The organism is Paraburkholderia sp. GAS333, from assembly GCF_050435665.1.
GTDB lineage: Bacteria > Pseudomonadota > Gammaproteobacteria > Burkholderiales > Burkholderiaceae > Paraburkholderia > Paraburkholderia fungorum_A.
This window is the reverse complement of sequence record NZ_JBNDKS010000002.1, coordinates 940,505-965,447: the sequence shown is the minus strand read 5'-3', so window position 1 is coordinate 965,447 and position 24,943 is coordinate 940,505. Positions and strand designations below refer to the sequence as shown.

Here is a 24,943-nt window from a genome sequence, read left to right as displayed (position 1 = left end):
AGGTCCACACTTAAGGCCAACGCGATTTATGCTGCTCTGCGCCATGCAGTAGTCCGCGCAATGAGTGCCTTATACTGAATCGCCAAACCGCACCGAGTACTGCACCAGGTTCAACGAACTGCACTGACCTGCCCTTTTGCCGTGTGACTAATGCGCGGCTTCGAAAGCGGCGGGTCTTCTCCGGAGCCCGTCATGCGCATGATCCTCTTCAGCAGCCGTCAGTACGACATCGACACGTTCACCGAAACCAACGCCTCCCACGGTTACGAACTGCATTTCCAGGAGTCGCATCTCGATAGCGAAACGGCGATCCTCGCGCACGGTTATGAAGTGGTCTGCCCATTCGTCAACGATCATGTCGACGCCACCGTGCTGGAGCAACTCCATGCAGGCGGCACGCGCCTGATCGCGCTGCGCTCGGCGGGTTTCAATCACGTCGATCTGGCCGCCGCCGAGCGTCTTGGGATTCCCGTCGTGCGTGTGCCGACCTATTCGCCGCATGCGGTAGCCGAGCACGCGGTCGGGCTGATTCTCGCGTTGAACCGGCGCTTGCCGCGTGCGGTCGCGCGCACGCGTGAGGGCGATTTCTCGCTGCATGGGCTGCTGGGCTTCGATCTGCATGGCAAGACCGTGGGCGTGGTCGGCACCGGCATGATCGGGCGCGTGTTCGGACGGATCATGGCGGGCTTCGGCATGCAGGTGCTCGCGCACGATCCCGGCACGCCCGCCGACGATCTGCTCGCGCTCGGCGCACGCTACGTGCCGCTCGACACGCTGCTCGCCGAATCGGATGTGGTGAGCCTGCACTGCCCGCTGTTGCCGTCCACGTACCATCTGATCAACGGACCCGCGCTCGCCAAGATGAAGCGCGGCGCGATGCTGGTCAACACGGGGCGCGGCGGGCTCGTCGAAGCCAACGCGCTGATCGGCGCGCTAAAAGACGGTCAGCTCGGCAATCTCGGTCTGGACGTGTATGAGGAAGAAGGCGGCATCTTCTTCGAAGATCATTCGAATCTGCCGCTCCAGGACGACGTGCTCGCGCGCCTGCTGATGTTCCCGAATGTGATCGTCACCGCGCACCAGGCGTTCTTCACGCGCGAGGCGATGAACGAGATTGCGCAGACCACGCTCGACAACGTCGCGGCCTGGCAGGGCGGCACGCCGCGCAATACGGTCCTTGCGGCGAGCCACGCGTAAGCGCTGCGAGCGACTCTTTTTCCGGCGGAGTAACAGCAGAAACGGCTGCTTAAACGCCGCCTTCCTTGCTCAATGAGACAGCGCGAATCGCCGTGCGGGCGTCGTCTGCGGCGCCGCACATTTCGCGCAGCAAGCCCGCCTCGCGCTCGTGCACTTCCACCGGACACCAGCGCGCGCCGGCATCGGCGAGATAACGCGCGCGATGCTGGCCGTTGCGAAACGCCACCACCCCTTCGCGCTCCAGACCGAGCCAGCCGAGCAGACCCGAAGCGCGACGCGTCGAGATCGTCACGTAGGGCATCTGCGGCACGCGAGGGCTGTCCGGATCGAGAAACTCGCGGATGCCGCGCACCTTGCCCGAATGCCATTCGGCGACGGGCCGCAGCACGTAGTCGGTGTTATCGCGATCCGCGCAGGCGAGCAGTTTGCGCACGTCGACCAGCACGACCTGGTGCCGCGTGCCGTCGGTGACGAAGACGCGTTTCAGGCGCACGTGGTCGTACCATGGATGTTCGTGCAGCGGCACGAGCCAGACGGTTTCAGCACATCCCGGCGCACCGGTTGGCGATGAATTGGACAAGGGCAAAGGCAGGCTCGATAAGCCGGCGAAAAAACGCCAGCGTGTGAATAGAGCGCTAACGCTACGAGCCGAGTGTGAAAGAAGCATGACGAGCCACTCTATTAATTACTCTGCATCGGCACCTCGCGCGAGCACGCGGGATAAGCGCGTTCGCGGGTACCGACCTCCACGGGTTCAACGATGATAACCACCCAAAATTTCAGTGAATACGTACGCATTGAATCTAACGAGGATAACGGCGTGGCGACGATCGTCCTTGAGCGTCCGGCGCGACGTAATGCGGTGGACCGTCCGGTTGCGCAGGCGTTGAGCGACGCGTTCAGCCGCTTCGAGGCGGAGCCCGCGTGGCGCGCGGCGGTGCTGTTCGGCGCGGGCGGCACGTTTTGCGCGGGCGCGGATCTGAGCGCGCTCGCCGACGACACCCGCCGCAATGAACTGCACGCCGATGGCAACGGCCCCGGCCCGATGGGTCCCACGCGGATGAGCTTCAGCAAACCGGTGATCGCGGCGATCGCCGGCTATGCGGTGGCGGGCGGACTGGAGTTGGCCGCGATGTGCGACCTTCGGGTGGTCGAAGACGATGCGGTGCTGGGCGTGTTCTGCCGACGCGTCGGGATTCCGCTGATCGACGGCGGCACGATCCGGCTGCCTCGTCTGATCGGACTGTCGCGAGCGCTCGATCTGATTCTCACCGGACGCGCGGTGAGTGCGCAGGAAGCGCTCGACTTCGGGCTCGCAAACCGCGTCGTGCCGAAAGGCTCCGCCCGAGTGGCCGCCGAGCAACTGGCGGCGGAGTTGGCCGCGTTTCCGCAGGCAGCACTGCTCGCCGATCGCCGCTCCGCGTTGGAGAACAGCACGCTCGACGACCTCGCCGAAGCACTGCGTCGCGAAGGCGCGGGCGGCTATCGGGCGGTGTTCGACGAAGGCGTCGCCGGGGCGGCGAATTTTGCCGGAGGTGCGGGCCGTCACGGCGATCCGTTGCAGGCGGGCCCGCTCACGAAACGCTGAGCATTCCTCTTTCGCTTTAGGGTTCGAAGCGCCGCCTCAAGACACGCGCGCCCCGTCCCGTTTTCAGCAAAAAACAACAATTGCCTTACGGATCAGCCGCGTCGTTTTGTCTTAGGTAGAATCCCCTACTGCTTTATCCCTGCCCGGCGCAGGCGTTTTCGCCCCGAAAACGCGCGTCGGCCGCACGGCGCTCCCGTCGTGCTGATTCACGCTCCGCCACCATGCCTTTACCCCTGCTAGCCCTTGCCGTCGCCGCGTTTGGAATCGGTACCACCGAATTCGTGATCATGGGGCTGCTGCCCGATGTCGCGCGCGATCTGTCCGTTTCGATTCCCGCTGCGGGGATGCTGGTGTCGGCTTATGCGCTCGGCGTGACGATCGGCGCGCCTATCGTGGCGATCGCGGTCGCCAACATGCCGCGCAAGAAAGCGCTGATGAGCCTGATCGGCGTGTTCATCGTCGGCAACCTGCTGTGCGCGGTGGCGCCCGGTTACGCGGTGCTGATGGCCGCGCGCATCGTCACGGCGTTCTGCCATGGCGCGTTCTTCGGGATCGGCTCGGTCGTGGCTGCGGGGCTGGTCGCGCCGAACCGCCGCGCGCAAGCCATTGCGCTGATGTTCACCGGCCTGACGCTCGCCAACGTGCTGGGCGTGCCGCTCGGCACCGCGCTCGGCCAGGCGGTCGGCTGGCGCGCGACGTTCTGGGCCGTGACCGGTATCGGCATCGTCGCCGCGGCGGCGCTGGCCGTGTGTCTGCCCGCGAAGATCGAGATGGAGAAAGCGAGTCTCGTCCGCGAATTCAGCGTGCTGAAAAACCCGCAGGTGCTGATGGTGCTCGGCATTAGCGTGCTCGCGTCGGCCAGCCTCTTTTCGACCTTCACCTACATCACCCCGATTCTCGAAGACGTGACCGGCTTCACGCCGCACGCGGTCACGATGGTGCTGTTGCTGTTCGGTCTCGGCCTGACGGTGGGCAGCACGCTCGGCGGCAAGCTGGCCGACTGGCGGCTGATGCCATCGCTGGTTGCGTTCCTGCTGGCGATCGTCGTGATCCTGACGATTTTCGCGGGCACGATGCACGCCGAAATTCCCGCGATGATCACGATTTTCGTGTGGGGCATTCTTGCCTTCGCGATCGTGCCGCCACTGCAGATGCTGATCGTCGACCGTGCAAGTCACGCGCCGAATCTGGCTTCGACGCTGAACCAGGGCGCGTTCAACCTCGGTAACGCGACTGGCGCGTGGCTCGGCGGCATGGCGATCGGTGCGGGCGCACCGCTGACCACGCTGCCGTGGGTCGGCGTGGCGACATCGATTGGCGCGTTGCTGCTGACGCTGTGGTCGGTGTCGATCGACCGGCGCGCGCAGCGGATGGCGGTGGCGGGTTAATCTCGAACTGGTTGCACGATGCGGGCGCCGTTTTCTCGCCCGTTCAGTTTCTTCTCTTCAATCGTTGCCGGCACGCGTCATGCACACGCGTCGCCGCAACGTCCTGCGGGCGCCCCGTCCGACACGACAGGTGCCAATGCGTGGCGCCCGTAGTAGCATCCCGCCCGATGAAAGTCATCTTCACCCGCGATTTCCTCGCTCTGATCCTTAGTGTCGCCGTCGTCGGACTCGGCAGCGGCGCGACGCTTCCTCTCACGTCCCTCGCGTTGACGCAAGCCGGTTACGGCACCGACGTCGTCGGCCTGCTGACGGCGGCGCAAGCGGGCGGCGGTCTCATCATCGTGCCGCTGGCCGGATGGATCGCGGCACGCTTCGGCGGCCGCCAGGTGATTGTTGGCGCGGTATTGGTGGTCGCGTTCGCCACCGCGCTGATGCAACTCTCGGCGAACCTGTGGCTATGGGCCGTGTTGCGCCTGTTGTGCGGCGCGGCGTTGATGCTGCTGTTCACGATCGGCGAGGCCTGGGTCAACCAGTTGGCCGACGACGCTTCGCGCGGCCGCGTCATCGCGATCTACGCGACCAACTTCACGCTATTCCAGATGTCGGGGCCGGTGCTGGTGAGCCAGATCGCCGGATTCACGCATGGGCGTTTTCTGCTGTGCGGCGCAATTTTTCTGCTGGCATTGCCGATGCTCGCGACGATCCGCACGACCCCGCACGCTCACGACGATGAACACGCGGCGCACGGCGGCTGGCGTCGCGTGTTGCCGCAGATGCCCGCGCTCGTCATTGGCACAGGCTTCTTCGCGTTGTTCGACACGATCGCGCTGTCGCTGCTGCCGCTGTTCGCGATGTCACACGGCATCGCGAGCGAGGTGGCCGTGCTGTTCGCGTCGGCGTTGCTGCTCGGCGATACGACGATGCAGTTTCCGATCGGCTGGCTCGCGGACCGGCTGGGGCGAGAGCGGGTGCATACCGGATGCGGGATCGTGGTCGTCGCGCTGTTGCCGCTGCTGCCGTGGGCGGTCCACTCGCCGTGGTTGTGCTGGCCGCTGCTGTATGTGCTCGGCGCGGCGGCGGGCGCGATCTATACGTTGTCGCTGGTCGCGTGCGGCGAGCGCTTTCGCGGCGTCGCGCTAGTGTCGGCGAGTTCGCTGGTGGGTGCATCGTGGAGCGCGGCAAGCTTCGGTGGTCCGCTGGTGGCCGGTGCGTTGATGAAGCGGGTGGGCAACGACGCGATGGTCGGCGTGCTGCTGGCGGCGGCGCTCGCGTTTCTGGTTGCAGTGTGGTGGGAAAAGCGGCGCGGCTTCACGGAGATCGCGGGCTGATCGTTCGGCTCGACGGATTGGGCACGCGCGCGGATGCGCAGACGCGAGTTGCCACTGCATAAAAAAGGGGAGATCGGCGTGTAAGCCGATCTCCCCTTTTTTAGCGCCGCGCCGGTTCAGCGCGGCTTGATCGTCACTTCAGCGCGGGCAAAATCTCGCCTGCACACAAGCCGAATCCCACGCGATATCCGTCGCCCTGACACCAGCCCGCCAGCGTCAGTTCGTCGCCGTCTTCGATGAAACTGCGCGTGCCGCCTTCGCGCAACTCCAGCGGCTTCTTGCCGTTCCATGTCAGTTCCAGCAGGCTGCCGAACGAATCCTCCGTCGGCCCGCTGATCGTGCCCGAACCCATCAGATCGCCCACGCGCGTATTGCAGCCCGACACCGTGTGATGCGCGAGTTGCTGCGCCATCGTCCAGTACATGTGCCTGAAGTTGGTCCGCGCAATCGTGCTCGCCTGCTTCGCCTCGCGCGGACGCAGCGTCACTTCCAGCGTGATATCGAACGCGTGCTGGCCCTCGTGACGCAGATACGCGAGCGGCTGCGGCTCCTGTACCGGCTGCGCGACGCGGAACGGTTCGAGCGCGTCTAGCGTGACGATCCACGGCGAGATCGTGGTCGCGAACGTCTTCGCGTTGAACGGGCCGAGCGGCACGTATTCCCATTGCTGGATATCGCGCGCGCTCCAGTCGTTCAGCAGCACCATGCCGAAGATATGCGCCTCGGCATCCGCGCACGCCACCGGCTCGCCCAGTGCGTTGCCCGCGCCGATCACGAAGCCGGTTTCCAGTTCGATATCGAGCTTGCGGCACGCGCCGAACACCGGGCGTTCCTGATCCGGCAGCTTCAACTGACCGTTCGGCCGACGCACCGGCGTTCCGCTCACCACCACCGACGACGCCCGCCCGTTGTAGCCGATCGGCATCTCCGACCAGTTCGGCAGCAGCGCATTCTTCGGATCGCGGAACATGGAGCCGACGTTCGTCGCGTGTTCCTTCGACGAATAGAAATCGGTGTAGCCGGGAATCTGCACGGGCAGATGCAGCTTCGCGTCGGCCTGACGCACGAGAATTTTCGCGCGCAACGCAGCGTCGTCGCGCAGTGTTGCGGTGTCGCGAGCCAGAAGCGTGCTCAATTGAACCCGCACGCTGCGCCACGTATCGCGGCCCAGCGCTATGAAATCGTTCAGCGTATCGCGCGCAAAAACATCCGCCTTCGATGTCGACGACGACAGCGACAGTTTCAGCAACCCTGCCGCCTGTAACGCGGCGAGATCGACGATCTGGTCGCCAATCGCCACGCCCACGCGACGCGCGTCGTTCTGCCTGTCGCTAAAAACACCGAACGGCAGATTCTGAATCGAAAAATCGTTGGTCGAATCGTTGGCCGACTCGACCCAGCTCCTGCGCGACGGATCGAGCGTCGCCTGAAGATCGCTCAATGCGTTCATCGTTGCTCCGGGTTGAAATGTTTCTTGAGACCTTGCCAGCACTCGTAGTAATGCGCCTGCAACTGCGCGGTTTCGAGTGCGAAACGGGTCGGCTTGATCAGCGTGCGCGTTTCGAACATGAACGCCATCGTGTCGCCCACTTTCTTCGGCACCGACGTATCGCCGTGCGACGCTTTTTCGAACGTGTCGGCGTCCGGGCCGTGACCCGTCATGCAGTTATGCAGACTCGCGCCGCCCGGCACGAAGCCCTCGGCCTTCGCGTCGTACACGCCGTGCACCAGCCCCATGAATTCGCTCGCGACATTGCGATGGAACCACGGCGGCCGGAACGTATCTTCGGCAGCGAGCCAGCGCGGCGGGAAAATCACGAAGTCGATCGTATCGACGCCCGGCGTGTCGCTTTGCGATTGCAGCACCAGAAATATCGACGGGTCGGGATGGTCGAAGCTGATCGAGCCGATCGTGTTGAAGCGCCGCAGGTCGTACTTGTACGGCGCGTAGTTGCCGTGCCACGCAACTACATCGAGCGGCGAATGGCCGATGTCCGCACGCCACAGATTGCCGTTCAGCTTCGCGACGAGTTCGAAGTCGCCCTCGCGGTCTTCGTACGCGGCGTGCGGCGTGAGGAAATCGCGCGGATTCGCCAGGCCGTTCGAGCCGATCGGACCGAGATCCGGCAAGCGCAGCAACGCCCCAAAGTTCTCGCAGATATAGCCGCGCGCGGTGTCGTCCGGCAGGCTCACCGAGAAGCGCACGCCGCGCGGGATCACCGCGATTTCGAACGGCCCGACTTCGAGACGGCCCATTTCGGTCGCGATATCGAGGCGCCCTTCCTGAGGCACGATCAGCAGTTCACCATCGGCGCTGTAGAAGAAACGGTCCTGCATCGAACGGTTCGCCGCGTACAGATGAATCGCGCAGCCGTTCATCGATTCCGCCGAGCCGTTGCCCGCCATCGTCACCCAGCCGTCGATGAAATCGGTGGCGTCGGCCAGCATCGGCAACGCGTCCCAGCGAAGCTGATTCGGCGGCGTCGGAGGCACCTCGGCGAAGTTCGCGACTAGCCGGTCCGAAGGCAATGGGGTGAACGGCATATGCACGGCCGCCGGACGAATCCGGTACAGCCACGAGCGGCGGTTGTGTCCGCGCGGCGCGGTGAATGCGGTGCCAGAAATCTGCTCAGCGTACAGCCCGTAGGCTGCGCGTTGCGGCGAATTGCGGCCTTCGGGCAATGCGCCGGGCAACGCTTCGGTCGCGAATTCGTTGGCGAATCCCGACTGATAGCCCGGCTCGATCTCGAGTCGCGAACTCGTTGCGGGCGCGGTTGTGGCCGCTTTACGTGTTGGGGTATCCATGCAAGGTTCTCCGTTGATACTCGACTCTTTTTCGCGTCACGCGGACTGCGTTCCGGACGGACGGCCACGCAGCCGCGTCAAACCGGCCAGCGCGATCACCAGCAGCGCGGAGCACAGCACCGGCGCGGCGGCGGCCTGAAACAGCGCGGCGTTCGACCAGTTCATCGCAATCAGTTGACCGCCGACGAGCGGTCCGATCACCGAGCCGATCCGCCCGATACCGAGGCTCCAGCCGATGCCGGTCGAGCGCAGCGTGGTCGGATAAAAGTGTCCGGCCAGCGCGTTGACCGCGGGTTGTCCGCCGACCACGCAGAAGCCGCCCGCGAACACGACGATCAGCAGCCACGGCAACGCATGCGCAACCGATCCGATCGCGCCGACCGCCAGCGCCGCGCCGATGAAACACACAAACAGCACGCGCACGAAACCGAAGCGCTCGATAAACCAGCCTAGCAGCAGCGTGCCGACCACGCCGCCCGTCTGCAAAACAGTGCCGACGATCACCGCCGTGCCCGCCGAATAACCGGCGTCGCGCATGACGGTCGGCAGCCAGTTCGACAGGAAGTACAGATCGATCAGGTTCATGAAGCTGATCGCCCACAGAATCGCCGTCACCGGGCCGCGTCCCGCGCGGAACAGTTCGGCGACGGGCGCGCCGCCGTTGCCCTTTTCCCGCACGACGAGACGCGTGTTCGCGTCGATCGGCAACGCGGGGTTGAACTTCGCAAGCCAGCGCAATGCCTGTGTGCTGCGCCCTTTGAGCACGAGAAATTGCAGCGACTCGGGCAACGCGGCAAGCATCGCGAACGCGAGCAGCAACGGCACCGTGCCGCCGACCCAGAACACCGCGCGCCAGCCGTACGCCGGGATCAGCGCGGCGCTAACGAAGCCGCCGAGCGCCGCGCCCAGCGTGAAGCCGCACGACACGAGCATCATCCGCTTGACGCGATGCGCGGGGGTCGAGAACTCGCCGACCAGCGCCATCGCGTTCGGCATGATGCAGCCGAGTCCGAGACCAGTGATGAAGCGCAGCGTGATCAACGCGGGAATCGTCGACACGAACGGCGTCGCGAGCATGGACAGCGCAAAGAAAAACGTCGCACCGATCAACACCGGCCGACGCCCGATCCGGTCGGCCAGCACCGACAGGCCCAACGCACCCAGCAACATGCCGAACAGGCTGGCGCTGAACACCGGCCCCAACGCCGCCTTCGACACGTGCCATTCGCCAATCACGCTCGGCGCGACGTAGCCCATCGCCTGCGCGTCGAAGCCGTCGATCAGCAGGCACAGCCCGCAGAGCGCGAACAGCATCATCTGGAATGCCGGCTGATGGGTGTCGCGAAGCACGTGCTCGACGTCGAGCACGTTGGTGGCATGCGGGCCGTTGGCGGCCGCGGCCGGGTTGGCGTTCATGAAGCTGTCTCCTGATCCTGGGCGGACTGGTTGGGCGGCCGTGTGGCTCGATGGGCCGGTGCGGCTTGAGGCGCATCTCGCGGGTGGGGCGCGGTCCGCCGCACGTGCGAGATGCGTTCGGGCAAACCACCCGCCGTTCCACTCTCCGCATCCGTTGAATCTCATTCGCAACGGCGTCGCGAGTTACACATAGTAAAACTAATTACGAATAGTGAAACTAACGTATACCCTGAACCACCCCGGACCAAAGCGCCGCGAGCCGCGCCCACAAGCGTTCGGCGGATAACGTTATGAGCATTTTGTTCATGACCGCGCTTTGCGGACTGCTACCATCAATGGATGCGGCAATCGAGTCGCGTCGCCGCGCGACTGCGCATTTATCCTGCTCATTCTTTTATTCCATGATTCCGCCGACCATCCCCGATCTCATCAAGCGCTCCGCCGGCCACCCGTTTCTCGGCGAACATCTGACGATGGGACAAGGGGAGCACGGCGACATCGCTCTGGCGCGCTTCAGGGACCTCGAACTGGCCAGCTCCTATGAGCCGATCTTCGACATCAGCGTGCATGCGTTGGCGCAGTCGCTGTCGTCGGGCGCGGAGGGCGTGGATCGTTTCGGCGATGAACTCGGCTTCCAGGCCGTCACGCATCGGCTGGACTCTGCGCCGTTCGACGTGTTCGATCCTTTCGACCGGATCGGCGACGATCAGGAACTGGTCGCGCTCGACCGCATGTCACGGGCGTTGCATGCGATCAATTTCTTCGGCGCGCAGCGGCATGGGCTGCTGTTTCTGCGCGTGCACGAGCGTTTGCTGAAGAGTGTGAAGTACGACCACGGGCGGCATTTTTCGACCGTGCTGGTGTCGTTCGGATTGAACCCGTCGCGAGTGGTGATCGAGTTGCCGGCTGCGGCGGTCGCGCACAAGACCTTTCTCGGCTATCTGACCAGGAGCTATCAGCACTACGGTTTCAAGGTGGCGGGCAATCTGTCGAACGCGGGGCAGATTCTGTCGGTATCGGAAGCGGCGCGGCTCGACTTCATCAAGATGGACGCCGCCATCGCGTTGCGCGATGCAACGGTGAAGCCGCTAGTCGGCTATGCGAGCCGTTTGAAGATTCCGCTGATTTTCAATCGCGTGATGGACGAAGCGCAGTTCCTCGCGTTGCAGCAGTACGACGTGCGGTTTGTGCAGGGGCCGTTGTTCACCGCGCATTATCACGATCGGGCGGTTTGATCGGGGTGAGATTGCGAGGCGATGTGCGGCTTGGGCTCATGAGTGGGGCGAATAGATGCGTTATCTGTCGCCACGGTTGAGCCAAGACTATCTGCGTGCGGGAGTATCCCGGCTTTTATCGCAGGTAGCGCCCTCCCGATTCACCGTTAGTAGCATCTGCTGTCGGCATGCAGTGGGCGTCTCATGTGCCAATCGTCTTTTTTCCCCACGTTACGCCACGGGTTTCAGTCAGGCATGCTCGCGCCTCAACCCGTATCGCCCAGTCGCCGCGCGAGCGCCTTCAATCTCGGCGCAACGCTTTCGCGAAACACCTCCTCTCCCATCGACGATGCCGGTCCGCTGCAACTCAGCACCAGCCAGCGCCCTTCGCGCGGCTCGCGAAACGGCACGGCCACCGCATTCACATCGTCGTGCCACGCGCGGAACGAATAGCAGCAACGCTCACTAGCGAACGCGGCGATTTCCGCTTCGGCATCGGCGACCAGCGCCGCGCCTACCTTGCCCGCCGCCTTCTTCAAGTCGATCAGCAACGCCGCGCGCACGTCGGGCGGCTGCACGGCCAGATATGCGCGTCCCATCGAGCTGGTCAGCATCGACAGTTTCGAGCCGGATGCGAGCCCGAGCGTCAACGCGGTCTCGCTGCGGATCGTCTCCAGATAAATCATGTCGAGCCCGTCGCGGCAACCGAGCGACACCGCCGCGCCCACCTCGCGCGCGAACGTGCGCATGTGCGGGCGCGCGAGTTCCAACGTGTCCGTACCTGATAGCAGCGCAAAACCCAGCGATAGCACGCCCGCGTCCAGCGCATATTTGCCGAGCGTTTCATCGAGCCGCAGATATCCGAGGACGGTGAGCGTATAGGCGAGCCGATTGACGGTCGCCTTCGGCAACCCGGTTCGTTCGACAAAATCGCGGTTGCCGAGCATTGTTTCGCCCGGCTTGAACGCACGCAACAAGTCCAGCCCGCGCGCGAGGGCGACGACGAATTTGCGCTCGTCGAGCGGTTCAGGGGGAGTGGATGCTGGCGTCATCGGGTGATACACTCGGGTGTCGTTTGCAAAACATTGTTTCGCATAGCGGAACACAAGTCAAGCTTGGATCAAGCAAGAATCAGGAGATACGTCATGGCCGAGGCCGCGCAGTTTCACTGGGAAGACCCGTTGCTGCTGGATCAGCAGCTCACCGAAGACGAACGCATGGTGCGCGACGCCGCCGCCGCTTACGCGCAGGACAAGCTGCAACCGCGCGTGCTCGAAGCGTTCCGCCACGAGAAGACTGACATCGAAATCTTCCGTGAAATGGGCGAACTCGGCCTGCTCGGCCCGACCATCCCCGAGCAATACGGCGGCCCCGGTCTGAACTACGTCGCATACGGTTTGATCGCGCGCGAGGTGGAGCGCGTCGATTCCGGCTACCGGTCGATGATGTCCGTGCAGTCGTCGCTCGTGATGGTGCCGATCAACGAATTCGGCTCCGACGCGCAAAAGCAGAAGTACCTGCCGAAGCTCGCCAGCGGCGAATGGATCGGCTGCTTCGGTCTGACGGAACCGAACCACGGCTCCGATCCGGGCAGCATGATCACGCGCGCGAAGAAAGTGGACGGCGGCTACTCGCTGTCGGGCTCGAAAATGTGGATCACCAATTCGCCGATCGCCGACGTGTTCGTCGTGTGGGCGAAGCTCGAGGAAGACGGCAAGGATTCGATCCGCGGCTTCATTCTCGAGAAGGGCTGGAAGGGGCTGTCGGCGCCGACCATTCATAGCAAGGTCGGTTTGCGCGCGTCGATCACCGGCGAGATCGTGCTCGACGACGTGTTCGTGCCGGAAGAAAACCGTTTCCCGGACGTCAGCGGTTTGCGCGGCCCGTTCACGTGTCTGAACTCGGCGCGCTACGGGATCGCGTGGGGTGCGCTCGGCGCGGCCGAGTCGTGCTGGCACACCGCGCGTCAGTACGTGCTCGATCGCAAGCAGTTCGGCCGGCCGCTCGCCGCAAACCAGTTGATCCAGAAGAAACTCGCCGACATGCAAACTGAAATCACGCTCGGCCTGCAAGGCGTGCTGCGCCTCGGCCGCATGAAGGACGAAGGCACGGCGGCGGTCGAGATCACGTCGATCATGAAGCGCAATTCATGCGGCAAGGCGCTGGACATTGCGCGACTCGCGCGCGACATGCTCGGCGGCAACGGTATTTCGGACGAGTTCGGGATTGCGCGGCATCTGGTGAATCTGGAAGTCGTGAATACGTACGAAGGCACGCACGACATTCACGCGCTGATTCTCGGGCGCGCGCAGACGGGCATCCAGGCGTTCTTCTGATTTTTCGCTGATGCTGTTCTGAAGTTCGATTGAAAAAAGAAGGCCGGTTCAATGTTGAACCGGCCTTCTTTGTTTGCAGCGCCATATTGCAACTAGCGATGCGCTTGATGAACCTCGCGAGCCGCATGACCCGCGCGATTCATTAGCCACTTACTTGTTCGGCTGCGGCGTCATGCGCAGGTACGGACGCAATGCCTTGTAGCCCTTCGGAAATTTCTGCTTGATCACTTCTTCGTCCTTCAGCGACGGGACGATCACCACGTCGTCGCCCTGCTTCCAGTTGCCCGGCGTCGCGACGGAATGGTTGTCGGTGAGTTGCAGCGAGTCGATCACGCGCAGCACTTCGTCGAAGTTGCGGCCGGTGCTGGCCGGATACGTGATGATCAGACGCACCTTCTTCTTCGGGTCGATCACGAACAACGAGCGGACCGTCAGCGTCTCGTTGGCGTTCGGGTGAATCATGTCGTACAGCTCGGCCACCTTGCGGTCGCCGTCAGCGAGAATCGGGAAGCCGACGTTCGCGGCCTGCGTCTCGTTGATGTCCTTGATCCATTCCTTATGCGACTCGGCGCTGTCGACCGACAACGCGATCGTCTTCACATTGCGCTTTTCGAACTCGCCGGCCAGCTTCGCTGTGAGGCCGAGTTCGGTCGTGCAGACCGGCGTGAAGTCGGCGGGGTGCGAGAACAGCACGCCCCAACTATCGCCCAGCCACTCATGAAACCTGATATGACCAACACTCGATTCCTGCTCGAAATCCGGCGCGATATCGCCAAGACGTAGACTCATTGTGCATCTCCTTAAAGGTAGTCGGATTTCCCGCGCGGGCTGTTGCCCGCAACGCCCCGCAAACATAAAGCATATGGCAACGACAGTACATGGCGAACGAACATCGCGTCACTACTTTATGCGTTTTTGTAATTTTCACCGATTTAGTGGAAACTTTGCGGGACAGATCAACTCCATGCTACGCATACTTTTGGGAAGATTGACCTTCCAAACTGCATTTCTATGGTTTTGCTGCGTCGGGAACAGTTCGTGCGTTCCTCGAATCAACCGGGCACGGCGCTCGCCAGCAAACGTTTCTTTGGTTACGATTCACGCGTGGCCGTGAGACGAAGGGGAGTTGTCAATGTCGGAAGTCAACAAGGAGAGATTGATGTCGGATATCAAAACCGTCCTCGCGGACGCTGAGGATCTGCTGAAACAGGCCGCGAGCGCCACTGGCGAGCGCGCTTCGGAACTGCGTGAAACGGCGCTGACGCGCCTGAAGCAGGCTAAGGAAAAGGCCGCTGACGTGCAGGTCGTGGTGGTCGAGAAAGGCAAGAAAGCCGCTCGCGCTACCGACGACTACGTGCATGAGCATCCGTGGGCGTCCATCGGCATCGCTGCGGGCGCGGGCGTGCTGCTGGGTCTGCTGATCAATCGCAAGTAAGACATCGCAAGCAATATTGATGAGGTCGTCGGTCGGATTTTCGTCCGGCGCACCAGCGAATCGGGTAGACCGGCGCATGCCTGGCCGGTCTGCTTTTCCTGGCGCGCGCTCGCGCCAGGCAGGCCTTCACGCGCAACGCCCACAGCCATGACGCCATGACCATCGAAACACACTCGCAGCGCGGAGAACCTAGTCCGTTGCGCCGCATTATCGGTTCCGTATTTGCCATTCTGCAGACACGGCTCGAACTGGTCGGCATTGAACTCGCCGAAGAAAAAGACCGTCTGCTCGGCGTGCTGTTCCTTGGCCTGGCAGCCATGATGCTCGCCACGATGGCGCTCATCGCGCTGACTGCACTCATCGCGATTTCATTCTGGGACACCTACCGGTGGCAGTCGCTTGCCGGCATCACCCTTGTTTATGCCATCGCGGGACTCGCTTGTGCGCTGAAAGCGCGCAGCGGCTTGCGCAATGCGCCTATGGTGTTCGAAGCCACGGTTGCCGAGTTCGAGAAAGATCGCGACGTATTTCGCAAACCTTGAAGCGTAAGGTTCAGCCAGTGTGCAGGTGCGCGCTGAGTTGCGGTTGTGAATCTGCTTCGCCTTTGCTGTTCTGTTCGACCTGACTGACGTCGAACGGCCGTCCCACCTCACCTCCACTGCCGTCGATACGCCATGAGCCAAAGCCATTCCGACACCGCTTTCCGTAACAAGCGCCATCAGGCGAAGGATCTGAGCGCGCCGCATCTGCGTGCGTTGCGCAAGGAGTTGCTGCTGGTGCGCGCGGATGTCGAGCGAATGGAGCTCGCTCAGGCGACCATCGAATTGCGACAGGCAGTTACGCATTTCAGCTGGCTCAAATTTATCGTGCCGGGCTTTGGTGGAGTACGGACCCGCAGCGGCGAAAAGGCGAGCTTTATCAACGCTGGAACCATTGGCGCTTTGCTTAAGCAATATCCGTTTGTTAGCTCGATTGCTTCGATGTTGCTTGCCAAGCCATTGCGTGCCACGGTCGCGGCCGGTGCAAAGCCGGCACTCAAATGGGGCAGCCTCGGGCTCGCCGCGTGGGAAGCGTATCGGATCTGGCAGCAGATGAAACGCGAGTCGGCGGCACCTGCCGGGGCGGCTGCTTCTCCTCGGGCTAAAGAAGAATCGGTGGATGGCGGATATTGAAGGGTTCCAGGTTAGTGAATCGATAGTTTGTTTGGGCAACTGAGCGGTTATCTGTCGCACGCTCTGTCGTCAGGTTGTATTCCAGCACTCGCCGCTCGCCGGCATAGAACCGCCTTCGTTTTCCGAACCTCTATTGCCTCGCAGGCCGGTCGCGTCGAGTGTGAAAGTCCCGCAGGCGTCGTCACGCATCGGGCCCGATTCCGCCGGCGTTGCCTCGATCGAATAGCCACCGTTTGTGTCATCGGCGGCCAGCACGCGCAAGCGATAAATCGACACTCCGAATTGCGGCGCCTGGTCCAGTCCCGGTGGCAATGTCGGGACACCGTCACTTGCCGCCCCCTCGATAAATTGCGCTGCCCGATATAACGCCGAAGCTGCGTCGATGCGATGCGTTCGCGCTATATGGCTGCGATACGCGGGCACCGCGAACACAGCCAGGGTGGCGGCTATCGCCAGCGTGATCATCAATTCGAGCAACGTGAACGCGGACGTGTTTGGCGCTTTCATGACTCTCCCTCAAAACGGCCTGGCCGCGACGCGCCGCCAATGACGCTCGATCGCTCCGCCATCAATCACCAACTCCATCTGCAACCACACCTGCGAGTCGTCGCTACGCCCGAACCCGCGTGAAGTCAGCAAATACGCTTGAGCATCAACGCGATTGGCGAGACGCCACGTCTCTATCAAACATTGCGGCGCGCGCTGCGAGCCTGGCCATTGCGCGACGGGCGTGACTGCTCCAGCCTCGAATGCACTTTTGAGTTTCCATTGAGTCGGCTCGACGGACGCAACCGGCGGTGCCTGGACCGCTTCTGCAACCGCAGCAACGACAGTGCGGGTGCAGGCAATCAGCGCTGAATCTGCGGCGTGGAAGGCCTGCAAATAGTCACGCACATTGCTGGCCGAGCGCGCTGCCGCCAACGACGTTTCGAACCATACCGCCGACGTGGTCAGCATCATGGTTGAGATCAGCAGAACGATTGGCAGCACGACACCGCGCTGGAGAACACGCCGAGCGCGACCGGTGCCACCGAGACCTCGAATACGTGACGGCACATCGCAACCTGGTGAAGTTTTCTCGCGCTCGCGGCATAGCCCGGAATTTTTTGATCGGTCGGTCACAGAAAACCCTCCGGGTGATTACGCAACGCCACTCGCCGCGAGAACGCCTGCCGTGGACGCAAATCGGTGCCGAGGACACTCACGCCGTCGCAATCGACATAACGTGACCGCTGACCCTGCGGTGAACCACGAACGAGCACGCAAAGATCGACGGCCACGACGTTTGTCCATTGATCGACGGCTACCGCTGATGCGTCTACTGCGCTCAACGCGCTGGCTAGCCAGTATCTGACCCGTATGCGCTCGACGCCCTCCACCAGAGGTTGCGCAGAGCCCACCTTGCCGCTGCCTTCGCAATAGAGTTCAGGCTCGCCGGTCGACGTGCTGACGCTGGCAAAGTAGCGGTTGACCACCAGCGCACCCTGCTCCCCAAACGCCGCAACGTCGCCTGTCACCGCTTGTCCAAGGCAATCGGTGACGTTGCCGGCTGAGGATGGCCACGTGGACACCGTATCCCCCACATATCGAACCGCGACGCCGTCCGACCGGCTGGTCAAGGTCGTGCAGGCAAGACTGTCGTCAGCCCCCGTTGGACGACCGCCCGAGCATCCGGACAACGGCGGCGGGCCGCTATAACTTGCGGCATCCGCGGGAACGAAGCCGGCCATTTGCACTTGCTGGCCGATCAGCGACAAGGCGGTCAACCCGGCTTCGCGAATTGTCGTGGCGTTGCTCGCACGCTCGAACGCAGCGCGCTGACTTGAGTAGAGCGACACGGCGCCTGCCGTCACAACGAGTCCCAAGGCCATTGCAATCAGCAACTCGATCAGCGTTTGACCGTGAGAGCCGGATTTGCGCGAAGTCATCGGATCAACGCCAGCGCGACGCATGAGGTGCCGGCAGGGACATCCGCGCCGCCACAGGACTCCGGTTTGTCGATTACGTCACCGTTTGCCGGCATGTCCTTGACGGATGTCCACGTGACTCGCGCGATGGCCACGCCCGCGCTGTCGCCTGACGAAGCTTCCCCATGCGGTAAGAGCGTAGTGGCCTGTGAGCTCCATTGCCGCGTGGCGGAATCGGCCAATGCTGGCGTACGCATTGCCTCGGCCACGGAATCGGCGATCCATGCCGCCTGCTCGCGCATTGCCATCGCGCGGGCTTCGCGGGCGGTCCACAATTGCCCGGCAATAACTCCGAGCGCTGTGACTGCCATCAACGCAACGGCCAGCATGACTTCGATCAGCGAGCTGCCAGTGGACTTTGATGCGCGACAACGTGGTCGCGGGTTGAACGGATATCGAGTCATGACGTTGCTCCGCAGGCGCCTTCGGAAATCCTCGCGCGGCCACCCGCCGCGATGTGGACACAGCGTCGCCACTTGGCCCCTTGTGTCGCTTTCGACGACGCAGCCGGTGCGATATCAAAACTACGGAAGGTGCCAATCAATTGGCCGGCAGGCGGCGTAAATGTCAGATTTGTCTGTACCCCGACGATGCTTACCGCCGCAAGCAGCGGTTGCGCCCGCAGTAGTGAAAGCGTGCCCGCGCGGTCGGCAAAAACGGCCCATCCGCACGACCAGTCGGCAACACCGCTCGCGCAGGGCTGGCCCGTGCTCAGGCAACGTCGCGCCGAATCGATCCTGCAAACAATGACACGTGAGCCCCGACGCAGCGCCTCGCTGCGCGCAAAAGCGAGAGTCGAGGCAAGCGCCCTTGTGCGCGCATCGACCTGATCGCGGACATGCCACGCGACGAACGATGGCGTCGCCAGGACCGCGATCACCGCCAGCAACGCGAGCACGGCCAGCGTTTCGACAAGCGTGAAGCCGCCGTCAGACGGCCGGTAAACGGCGTCGTATTTCATCTGCACCCCTGATCGTTTCGAAGAGTGCGGCCAATCTAGCAATTCGGAGAAGGCTCAACCATCGGCCGAATGGCCAGGTGGCACCAGGACGCTATTCCGCGCAAAAATTCACGCGACGGACCATAACGGCAGCAGGAGATGTAGATGCGCGAAACAAGGCGAAGAACGACGGACGCTCGCTTGCGAAGCGATGCGCAACAGCAATCAGCGCTTGCGAGCAGGCTTGGGAGGAGAAGAGGCGCGGCGAAATTCTTCGATCACGTCTTCAAATTCGGAGACGTCTTCAAAGCGCCGGTAAACGGAAGCAAAACGAACGTAGGCAATCGTGTCGAGAGCGCGCAACTCGTTCATCACGAGCTCGCCGAGGCGCTCGCTGCGCACCTCGCGCTCACCGCTACCGAGCAATTGATACTCGATGCGGGCAACCGCCGCGTCGATCGCGTCTGCTGCAACCGGGCGCTTGCGCAGCGCCAGTTGCATGCTCGCGACAATCTTGCGGCGGTCGAATTCCGTACGGCTGCCGTCCTTCTTGACGACCGACGGCAGCGCCAGCTCAACCCGCTCATACGTCGTGAAACGTTTGTCGCAGGCCGGGCAGCGGCGGCGCCGGCGAATCGTCGCGCCGTCTTCGGATACGCGCGAATCGACAACCTGCGTATCGGCGTGACGGCAGAAGGGACAATGCATAACGGCTTAACGGTAGACCGGGAAACGCTGGGTCAGCTCGGCAACCTGAGCACGCACGCGGTCGATCGTAGCGGTGTCTTCCGGGTTGTCCAGAACGTCGGCAATCAGGTTACCGACCTGCTCGGCTTCCTTCACGCCAAAACCGCGCGTGGTCATGGCCGGCGAGCCGAGACGCACGCCGCTCGTCACGAACGGCTTTTCCGGGTCGTTCGGGATTGCGTTCTTGTTGACGGTGATGTGCGCTGCACCGAGGGCCGCTTCCGCTGCCTTGCCGGTAATTTTCTTCGCGCGCAGATCGACCAGCATGACGTGGCTTTCGGTGCGACCCGACACGATACGCAGACCGCGTTTAACCAGCGTTTCCGCCAGCACGCGTGCGTTTTCGACCACTTGTTGCTGATATTCCTTGAATTCCGGCGACAGCGCTTCCTTGAACGCGACGGCCTTACCGGCAATCACGTGCATCAGCGGGCCACCCTGAATGCCCGGGAAGATTGCCGAGTTGATCTGCTTCTCGAACTCCGCCTTCATCAGGATCACGCCGCCGCGCGGGCCGCGCAGGCTCTTGTGCGTGGTGGTGGTGACGAAGTCGGCGAACGGCACCGGATTCGGGTAGACGCCCGCTGCGATCAGGCCGGCATAGTGCGCCATGTCGACCATGAAGTACGCGCCAACCGACTTGGCGATCTTCGACAGGCGTTCGAAATCGATGCGCAACGCAAACGCGGACGCGCCCGCCACGATCAGCTTCGGCTTGTGTTCCTGAGCCAGCTTCTCAGCCGCTTCGTAGTCGATGTCTTCCGCTTCGTTCAGGCCGTAGCTGACCACGTTGAACCACTTGCCCGACATGTTGACCGGCGAACCGTGCGTCAGGTGACCGCCGTGGGCGAGGCTCATGCCCATGATCGTGTCGCCCGGCTTGAGCATCGCGAAGAACACGCCCTGGTTAGCCTGCGAACCCGAATTCGGCTGCACGTTGGCAGCTTCGGCGCCGAACAGTTGCTTGACGCGGTCGATCGCCAGCTGCTCGGCGATGTCGACGTATTCGCAGCCACCGTAGTAGCGCTTGCCCGGGTAGCCTTCGGCGTACTTGTTGGTAAGTTGCGAGCCTTGCGCAGCCATCACGGCCGGGCTCGTGTAATTTTCCGACGCGATCAGTTCGATGTGCTCTTCCTGACGGCGGTTTTCCTGCTCGATGACCTTCCAGAGTTCAGGATCGACGTTGGCGATGGTGCTTTGGGCTCTGTCAAACATACGGATTCCGTTGAGTGTGTTCAGGTTGACCGGATCGTGCGCCGAACTTTGCGTAGAGGGTACGCAGCGCTGCTGGCGGCTGGGCCAGCCCTGACGTGGCGATTGGAGAGTCGCCGCACACGCGAGGCAGGACAGCCACCGTCAGCGCAGATGAATGCGCGCGGATCACGGCTGCCCAGGCGAACGGCAAAACGGCACCCCGCGCTTCACGGTGGGTTGTTCCACCTTGAATCCGATTGGTTGAATCGGTTCTATCGCCAGTCACGCAGGGTCGAGCGCGTTAGTTTATTGGAAGAGGATCGAATAGGCAACCGGCTCACGGGTGCGGCGGCGCCCCCTGGAAAGACACCCCGCCGCATCCTTCCGTGCAGCGCGCAAACATCGGACGAAAATGGCCCGCGATTCCGCTGCGTGCCCGTGCCAGAGCCTCTTATACGGCTGGTTCAACCTTGCCGCAGCGCCGCATTGCAAGTAGGCTTGGGGCCTTTGCTTCTCACCGACCAGGAAACTGCAATGATCGTGTTTGTCACCGGAGCGTCCGCGGGATTCGGCGCTGCTATCGCTCGCGCCTTCGTCAAGGGCGGCCATCGCGTCGTCGCCACCGCTCGCCGCAAAGACCGTCTGCAAGCCCTCGCCGACGAACTCGGCGACGCACTTCTGCCCTATGAACTCGACGTGCGCGACCGCGCCGCTGTCGAAGCGGTCCCGGCATCGCTGCCGGCCGATTTCGCTGCAATCGACGTCCTCGTCAACAACGCGGGCCTCGCTCTCGGCACCGAACCTGCTCAAAAGGCGAGCCTCGACGAGTGGAACACCATGATCGAGACCAACTGCACAGGCCTCGTGCAAGTCACGCATGCGCTGCTGCCGGGCATGGTCGAACGCAACCGCGGGCATGTTTTCAACCTGGGTTCCGTAGCAGGCCGCTGGCCGTACGCGGGCGGCAACGTTTACGGCGCCACCAAAGCCTTCGTGCGCCAGTTCAGTCTGAACCTGCGCGCCGATCTGGCCGGCACGGCACTGCGCGTCACCGATATCGAACCGGGCTTGTGCGGCGGCACCGAATTCTCGAACGTGCGTTATCGCGGCGACGACGAAAAAGCCGGCAAGGTCTACGAAAACGTTCAGCCGCTGACGGCGGAAGATATCGCCGACTCCGTTTACTGGATCGCCACTCGTCCGGCACACGTGAATATCAACACGATCGAGCTGATGCCGGTGGCTCAATCGTTCGCCGGATTGTCTATTCATCGCGGCTAAAGCCCGCCAGACGGGGCGCACACTTTGAAACAGACCCGGGGGTGTGCGTTCCGGTAAAATGCGCCGCATGAATATTTCGACCAGCCAGCCTGGCACGGAAATCGGCTACACGTGGCCTATCCGCGTGTACTACGAAGATACCGACGCCGGCGGCATCGTGTTTTACGCCAATTACCTGAAATTTTTTGAACGGGCGCGTACCGAATGGCTACGCGCGTGCGGTGTCGACCAGGCCCGGCTGGCGGATGAAACTGGCGCAATTTTCATTGTCAGCAATACTGCGGTCGACTATCGGGCGCCGGCCAGGCTTGACGATATCGTCAAAATTGTCAGCCGGATCGAGCGTCTTGGCCGAGCTTCGGTGGATTTCACGCAGGAAGCGTGGCGTGACGGCACGCTGCTTGCTACAGGGACAATCCGGATTGGCTGTGTCGACCGTATCGCGCTTCGCCCGACCGCGATTCCTCCGCCGGTTCTTGCTGCTTTGCGGCGCGGACCGGAAGTCGGCGGCGGCGTGTCAACGAATCACACCTGAACTCCGTTGATACGGGGCCAGTGAACTCGCATCGATCAAGCAACACCAAGCATGGTTCGGCTTGCGATATCGCCGATGCTTCCGTTTTGCTCACGGCAAGCTTCGAGTGACCTTGCAGCCGGACGCCCCCTTCCCGGGACGTTAAAACGAACCTTTATGAACACTACACAAGATCTGTCGATCGTTTCATTAGTACTCAACGCGAGCCTGCTGGCGCAGGCTGTCATGGCCCTGCTGCTGTTGCTGTCGCTGCTGTCGTGGACTTTCATCTTCCGCAAGTGGTTTGCGATCCGCCGGGCGCGGGCGCAAACTGAACGCTTCGAACGCGATTTCTGGTCGGGCGGCGACCTGCAGGCGCTTTATCAAAGTGCTGCGAACAACCGCCATACCATCGGCGCGCTGGAACGAATTTTCGAATCCGGCATGCGCGAATTCCTGAAAGGCAAAGAGAAGCGCCTGAACGATTCAGGCGCAATTCTCGACGGTGCACGGCGCGCGATGCGTGCCGCGTTCCAGCGTGAGATGGACGTGCTCGAAGCCAATCTGGCGTTCCTCGCGTCGGTCGGCTCGGTCAGCCCGTACATCGGTCTGTTCGGTACGGTCTGGGGGATCATGAACGCGTTCCGCGGCCTCGCCAACGTTCAGCAGGCCACGCTCGCGAACGTTGCGCCAGGCATCGCCGAAGCTTTGACGGCCACCGCGATCGGCCTGTTCGCGGCCATTCCGGCTGTCGTGGCTTACAACCGCTACGCGCACGACATCGACCGTCTGGCGATCCGTTTCGAGACCTTCATCGAAGAATTCTCGAACATTCTGCAGCGCCAGGCACAGTAAGGAGTCCACGATGGCAGGCTCTCGTTCCTCCAGCATGCGCGGCTCGCGTCAGCGCCGCGCGATGGCCGACATCAACGTCGTGCCGTACATCGACGTGATGCTCGTGCTGCTCGTGATCTTCATGGTGACCGCGCCGCTGGTCGCCCCGTCGATCGTCAATCTGCCGACCGTCGGTGGTGCCGCGCCGCAACAGCAAACGCCGCCCGTCATCGTGAACATTCGCGCCGACGGCAACATGAGCGTCAAATACAAGGACGACTCCGGCGCGCAGCAGCAGGAAAACATGACGAAGGCGGATCTGAACGGCTTTATCGCCAACCGCGCGGCATCGCATCCTGACCAGCCGGTCGTGATTGCCGCCGACAAGACCGTCAAGTACGAAGTCGTGATGAACGTGATGTCCGAGCTGAAAGGCCAGGGCGTCAAGCGCGTTGGATTGCTCGTCAAATCGCAATGATCCGCAAGAATTCCGAATACCCGCTCCAGCCACCGCGTGAACGCGGCACCGGGCGAGCCTTTGCGTTCGCTCTGGTGATGCACGCGCTGCTCGGGTTCTTCCTGTACCACGGCATTCAGTGGCAAAACAGCACGCCCGCAGGCGCGGAAGCGGAATTGTGGACCGAGGTGCCCGACACGGCGATCCCGCGTCCCGTTCCGCCGCCGCCCGCGCCGGTCGCCCCTGCCCCGCCGGTGCCCGACGAACAGGCCGATATCGCGTTGCAGGAAAAGAAACGCCAGCAACAGGAAGCGGCTCGTCAGGCGCAACTGGCTGAACAGCAGCGTCAGCAGAAACTGCAGGCTCAGCAGGAAGCCGATGCGAAGCGTCAGCAGCAACTGGCCGCCGATCAGGCTGCGCAACTCGCAGCGCAAAAGGCCGCGGCAGCGAAACTGAAGCAGCAACAGCAACAACAGCAGCAACAGGCCGAGAAGCTGAAACAGCAGCAACTGGCCGAACAGCAAAAGCAGCAGCTTAAAGAACAGCAGCAGGAACAGCAGCAGAAGCAGGCCGAAGCTGAAGCGCAGAAGAAGGCCGACGCGCAGAAGGCAGCGAAGGCCAAGGCACAGGCCGATGCTGCGGCGCAAGCGAAGAAGATGGATGCAGAGCGGCGCGCGCGTCTCGCCCAGATGATGGGTGGCGCGGGTGACAGCTCGAGCGGCAACGGCCTGGCGAAAAGCGGCACGGGCAGCGGTTCGGGTGGCACGGCGACTTCGCCGGGTTACGCGGACAAGGTGCGTCGCGCGGTTCGCCCGAAAATCTCGTGGGGCGGCGAGACGGCGGGTCTGGAGACCGTGATCTCGGTGCGCTGTTCGCCGACCGGCACGTTGCTGGATGCAAGCATCTCGCGCAGCAGCGGCAACGCAGCATGGGACGACGCCGCGTTGCGAGCCGTGCACCTGACTGACCCGATGCCGCAGGACATCAACGGCAAGACGCCGACCAGTTTCCTGATCACGTTGCGCCCGGCAGGTTGATTGCAGCAAGTTTGACTGTCAGTTGACGGCAGATATGGCGCCCCGCTCGCGGGGCGCGCTCGGGAACGAATTAGTTCTTTTCGGGTCTGTCTG

The 24,943-nt window shown here is 62.8% G+C and carries 27 protein-coding genes and 1 riboswitch; of the genes, 14 read left to right on the top strand and 13 right to left on the bottom strand.

Translation table 11 applies throughout. The annotated features are described in order from the left end of the window. Positions 1-192: 192 nt before the first annotated feature. On the top strand, positions 193-1,197 hold the full coding sequence (locus ABH945_RS13520; RefSeq protein ID WP_429250808.1) for a 2-hydroxyacid dehydrogenase: 1,005 nt from the start codon (positions 193-195) through the stop codon (positions 1,195-1,197). A gap of 49 nt (positions 1,198-1,246) precedes the next feature. Here ABH945_RS13520 and ABH945_RS13515 read toward each other — a convergent pair whose 3' ends face one another. Beyond that, positions 1,247-1,864 (bottom strand): plasmid fertility inhibition factor family protein, encoded by a 618-nt coding sequence (locus ABH945_RS13515; RefSeq protein WP_074763134.1) that lies wholly within the window; start codon positions 1,862-1,864, stop codon positions 1,247-1,249. Between the two features lie 93 nt (positions 1,865-1,957). Between ABH945_RS13515 and ABH945_RS13510 the strand changes: the two genes are divergently transcribed. From ABH945_RS13510 to ABH945_RS13500, 3 genes are all read left to right on the top strand, one after another. Next, positions 1,958-2,785 (top strand): crotonase/enoyl-CoA hydratase family protein, encoded by an 828-nt coding sequence (locus tag ABH945_RS13510; protein ID WP_429250807.1) that lies wholly within the window; start codon positions 1,958-1,960, stop codon positions 2,783-2,785. 221 nt (positions 2,786-3,006) lie between these two features. After that, complete coding sequence (locus tag ABH945_RS13505) at positions 3,007-4,173, top strand: MFS transporter (RefSeq protein WP_074763132.1); 1,167 nt, start codon at positions 3,007-3,009, stop codon at positions 4,171-4,173. 167 nt (positions 4,174-4,340) lie between these two features. Further along, entirely contained in the window at positions 4,341-5,501 is a 1,161-nt protein-coding gene (locus ABH945_RS13500; protein WP_429250806.1) for an MFS transporter, read from the top strand. Positions 5,502-5,634: 133 nt separating this feature from the next. Here the strand turns inward: ABH945_RS13500 and fahA are convergent, their stop codons facing one another. Genes fahA through ABH945_RS13485 form a run of 3 tightly spaced genes read right to left on the bottom strand, consistent with a single transcriptional unit; the run spans position 5,635 to position 9,722 of the window. Further along, positions 5,635-6,951, bottom strand: coding sequence for a fumarylacetoacetase (gene fahA / locus ABH945_RS13495; RefSeq protein WP_429250805.1), 1,317 nt, complete (start codon positions 6,949-6,951; stop codon positions 5,635-5,637). Further along, positions 6,948-8,306: a homogentisate 1,2-dioxygenase gene (gene hmgA / locus ABH945_RS13490; protein WP_429250804.1), complete on the bottom strand. Its 1,359-nt coding sequence runs from the start codon at positions 8,304-8,306 to the stop codon at positions 6,948-6,950. The genes fahA and hmgA overlap by 4 nt, the downstream gene beginning before the upstream one ends. A 36-nt stretch (positions 8,307-8,342) precedes the next feature. Then, complete coding sequence (locus ABH945_RS13485) at positions 8,343-9,722, bottom strand: MFS transporter (protein ID WP_429250803.1); 1,380 nt, start codon at positions 9,720-9,722, stop codon at positions 8,343-8,345. A gap of 401 nt (positions 9,723-10,123) precedes the next feature. Here ABH945_RS13485 and ABH945_RS13480 point away from each other — a divergent pair, with 401 nt between their 5' ends. Continuing rightward, positions 10,124-10,957, top strand: a complete 834-nt coding sequence (locus ABH945_RS13480) for an EAL domain-containing protein (RefSeq protein WP_074766275.1) — start codon at positions 10,124-10,126, stop codon at positions 10,955-10,957. A 245-nt stretch (positions 10,958-11,202) separates the two neighbouring features. On the opposite strand, the gene ABH945_RS13475 is transcribed toward ABH945_RS13480, so the two are convergent. After that, a complete protein-coding gene (locus ABH945_RS13475; protein WP_429250802.1) occupies positions 11,203-11,988 on the bottom strand; it encodes an IclR family transcriptional regulator in 786 nt (261 codons plus the stop codon). A 93-nt stretch (positions 11,989-12,081) separates the two neighbouring features. Here ABH945_RS13475 and ABH945_RS13470 point away from each other — a divergent pair, with 93 nt between their 5' ends. Next, positions 12,082-13,272 carry an acyl-CoA dehydrogenase gene (locus ABH945_RS13470; RefSeq protein ID WP_074763126.1) on the top strand — a complete coding sequence of 397 codons (1,191 nt, stop codon included), beginning with the start codon at positions 12,082-12,084 and terminating at the stop codon, positions 13,270-13,272. 150 nt (positions 13,273-13,422) lie between these two features. On the opposite strand, the gene ABH945_RS13465 is transcribed toward ABH945_RS13470, so the two are convergent. Beyond that, a complete protein-coding gene (locus ABH945_RS13465; protein ID WP_074763125.1) occupies positions 13,423-14,061 on the bottom strand; it encodes a peroxiredoxin in 639 nt (212 codons plus the stop codon). A 343-nt stretch (positions 14,062-14,404) separates the two neighbouring features. Between ABH945_RS13465 and ABH945_RS13460 the strand changes: the two genes are divergently transcribed. The 3 genes from ABH945_RS13460 to ABH945_RS13450 all read left to right on the top strand — a co-directional run bounded on the left by ABH945_RS13460 (position 14,405) and on the right by ABH945_RS13450 (position 15,879). Further along, positions 14,405-14,707, top strand: a complete 303-nt coding sequence (locus ABH945_RS13460; RefSeq protein ID WP_028198798.1) for a DUF883 family protein — start codon at positions 14,405-14,407, stop codon at positions 14,705-14,707. Positions 14,708-14,862: 155 nt separating this feature from the next. Beyond that, positions 14,863-15,249, top strand: coding sequence for a phage holin family protein (locus ABH945_RS13455; protein ID WP_074763124.1), 387 nt, complete (start codon positions 14,863-14,865; stop codon positions 15,247-15,249). Between the two features lie 132 nt (positions 15,250-15,381). Beyond that, on the top strand, positions 15,382-15,879 hold the full coding sequence (locus ABH945_RS13450) for a DUF3318 domain-containing protein (protein WP_074763123.1): 498 nt from the start codon (positions 15,382-15,384) through the stop codon (positions 15,877-15,879). A 69-nt stretch (positions 15,880-15,948) separates the two neighbouring features. Here ABH945_RS13450 and ABH945_RS13445 read toward each other — a convergent pair whose 3' ends face one another. From ABH945_RS13445 to glyA, 7 genes are all read right to left on the bottom strand, one after another. Next, entirely contained in the window at positions 15,949-16,386 is a 438-nt protein-coding gene (locus ABH945_RS13445) for a type IV pilin protein (protein ID WP_429250801.1), read from the bottom strand. A 9-nt stretch (positions 16,387-16,395) separates the two neighbouring features. Continuing rightward, entirely contained in the window at positions 16,396-16,935 is a 540-nt protein-coding gene (locus ABH945_RS13440; protein WP_429251092.1) for a pilus assembly PilX family protein, read from the bottom strand. 62 nt (positions 16,936-16,997) lie between these two features. Further along, positions 16,998-17,807: a PilW family protein gene (locus ABH945_RS13435; RefSeq protein WP_429250800.1), complete on the bottom strand. Its 810-nt coding sequence runs from the start codon at positions 17,805-17,807 to the stop codon at positions 16,998-17,000. Beyond that, on the bottom strand, positions 17,804-18,250 hold the full coding sequence (locus ABH945_RS13430) for a type IV pilus modification PilV family protein (protein ID WP_429250799.1): 447 nt from the start codon (positions 18,248-18,250) through the stop codon (positions 17,804-17,806). Before ABH945_RS13430 ends, ABH945_RS13435 begins: the two co-directional genes overlap by 4 nt. Beyond that, the gene (locus ABH945_RS13425) at positions 18,247-18,807 is read right to left on the bottom strand and encodes a GspH/FimT family pseudopilin (protein ID WP_429250798.1); all 561 of its coding nucleotides are present in this window, start codon (positions 18,805-18,807) and stop codon (positions 18,247-18,249) included. Before ABH945_RS13425 ends, ABH945_RS13430 begins: the two co-directional genes overlap by 4 nt. A 204-nt stretch (positions 18,808-19,011) precedes the next feature. Further along, a complete protein-coding gene (gene nrdR / locus ABH945_RS13420; protein ID WP_042328342.1) occupies positions 19,012-19,494 on the bottom strand; it encodes a transcriptional regulator NrdR in 483 nt (160 codons plus the stop codon). Positions 19,495-19,500: 6 nt separating this feature from the next. Further along, positions 19,501-20,748: a serine hydroxymethyltransferase gene (gene glyA, locus ABH945_RS13415; protein WP_074763119.1), complete on the bottom strand. Its 1,248-nt coding sequence runs from the start codon at positions 20,746-20,748 to the stop codon at positions 19,501-19,503. 166 nt (positions 20,749-20,914) lie between these two features. Beyond that, positions 20,915-21,023, bottom strand: a riboswitch (ZMP/ZTP riboswitch). Between the two features lie 238 nt (positions 21,024-21,261). On the opposite strand from glyA, the gene ydfG reads away from it, so the two are divergent. From ydfG to tolA, 5 genes are all read left to right on the top strand, one after another. After that, positions 21,262-22,008, top strand: coding sequence for a bifunctional NADP-dependent 3-hydroxy acid dehydrogenase/3-hydroxypropionate dehydrogenase YdfG (gene ydfG / locus ABH945_RS13410; RefSeq protein WP_074763118.1), 747 nt, complete (start codon positions 21,262-21,264; stop codon positions 22,006-22,008). Positions 22,009-22,066: 58 nt separating this feature from the next. Next, positions 22,067-22,543: a tol-pal system-associated acyl-CoA thioesterase gene (gene ybgC / locus ABH945_RS13405; RefSeq protein ID WP_429250797.1), complete on the top strand. Its 477-nt coding sequence runs from the start codon at positions 22,067-22,069 to the stop codon at positions 22,541-22,543. Positions 22,544-22,699: 156 nt separating this feature from the next. Continuing rightward, positions 22,700-23,377: a protein TolQ gene (tolQ, locus tag ABH945_RS13400; protein WP_012431821.1), complete on the top strand. Its 678-nt coding sequence runs from the start codon at positions 22,700-22,702 to the stop codon at positions 23,375-23,377. Between the two features lie 10 nt (positions 23,378-23,387). Further along, complete coding sequence (gene tolR, locus ABH945_RS13395; RefSeq protein WP_429250796.1) at positions 23,388-23,834, top strand: protein TolR; 447 nt, start codon at positions 23,388-23,390, stop codon at positions 23,832-23,834. Beyond that, on the top strand, positions 23,831-24,850 hold the full coding sequence (gene tolA, locus ABH945_RS13390) for a cell envelope integrity protein TolA (protein WP_429250795.1): 1,020 nt from the start codon (positions 23,831-23,833) through the stop codon (positions 24,848-24,850). Before tolR ends, tolA begins: the two co-directional genes overlap by 4 nt. The last annotated feature ends 93 nt before the right edge of the window (positions 24,851-24,943 follow it).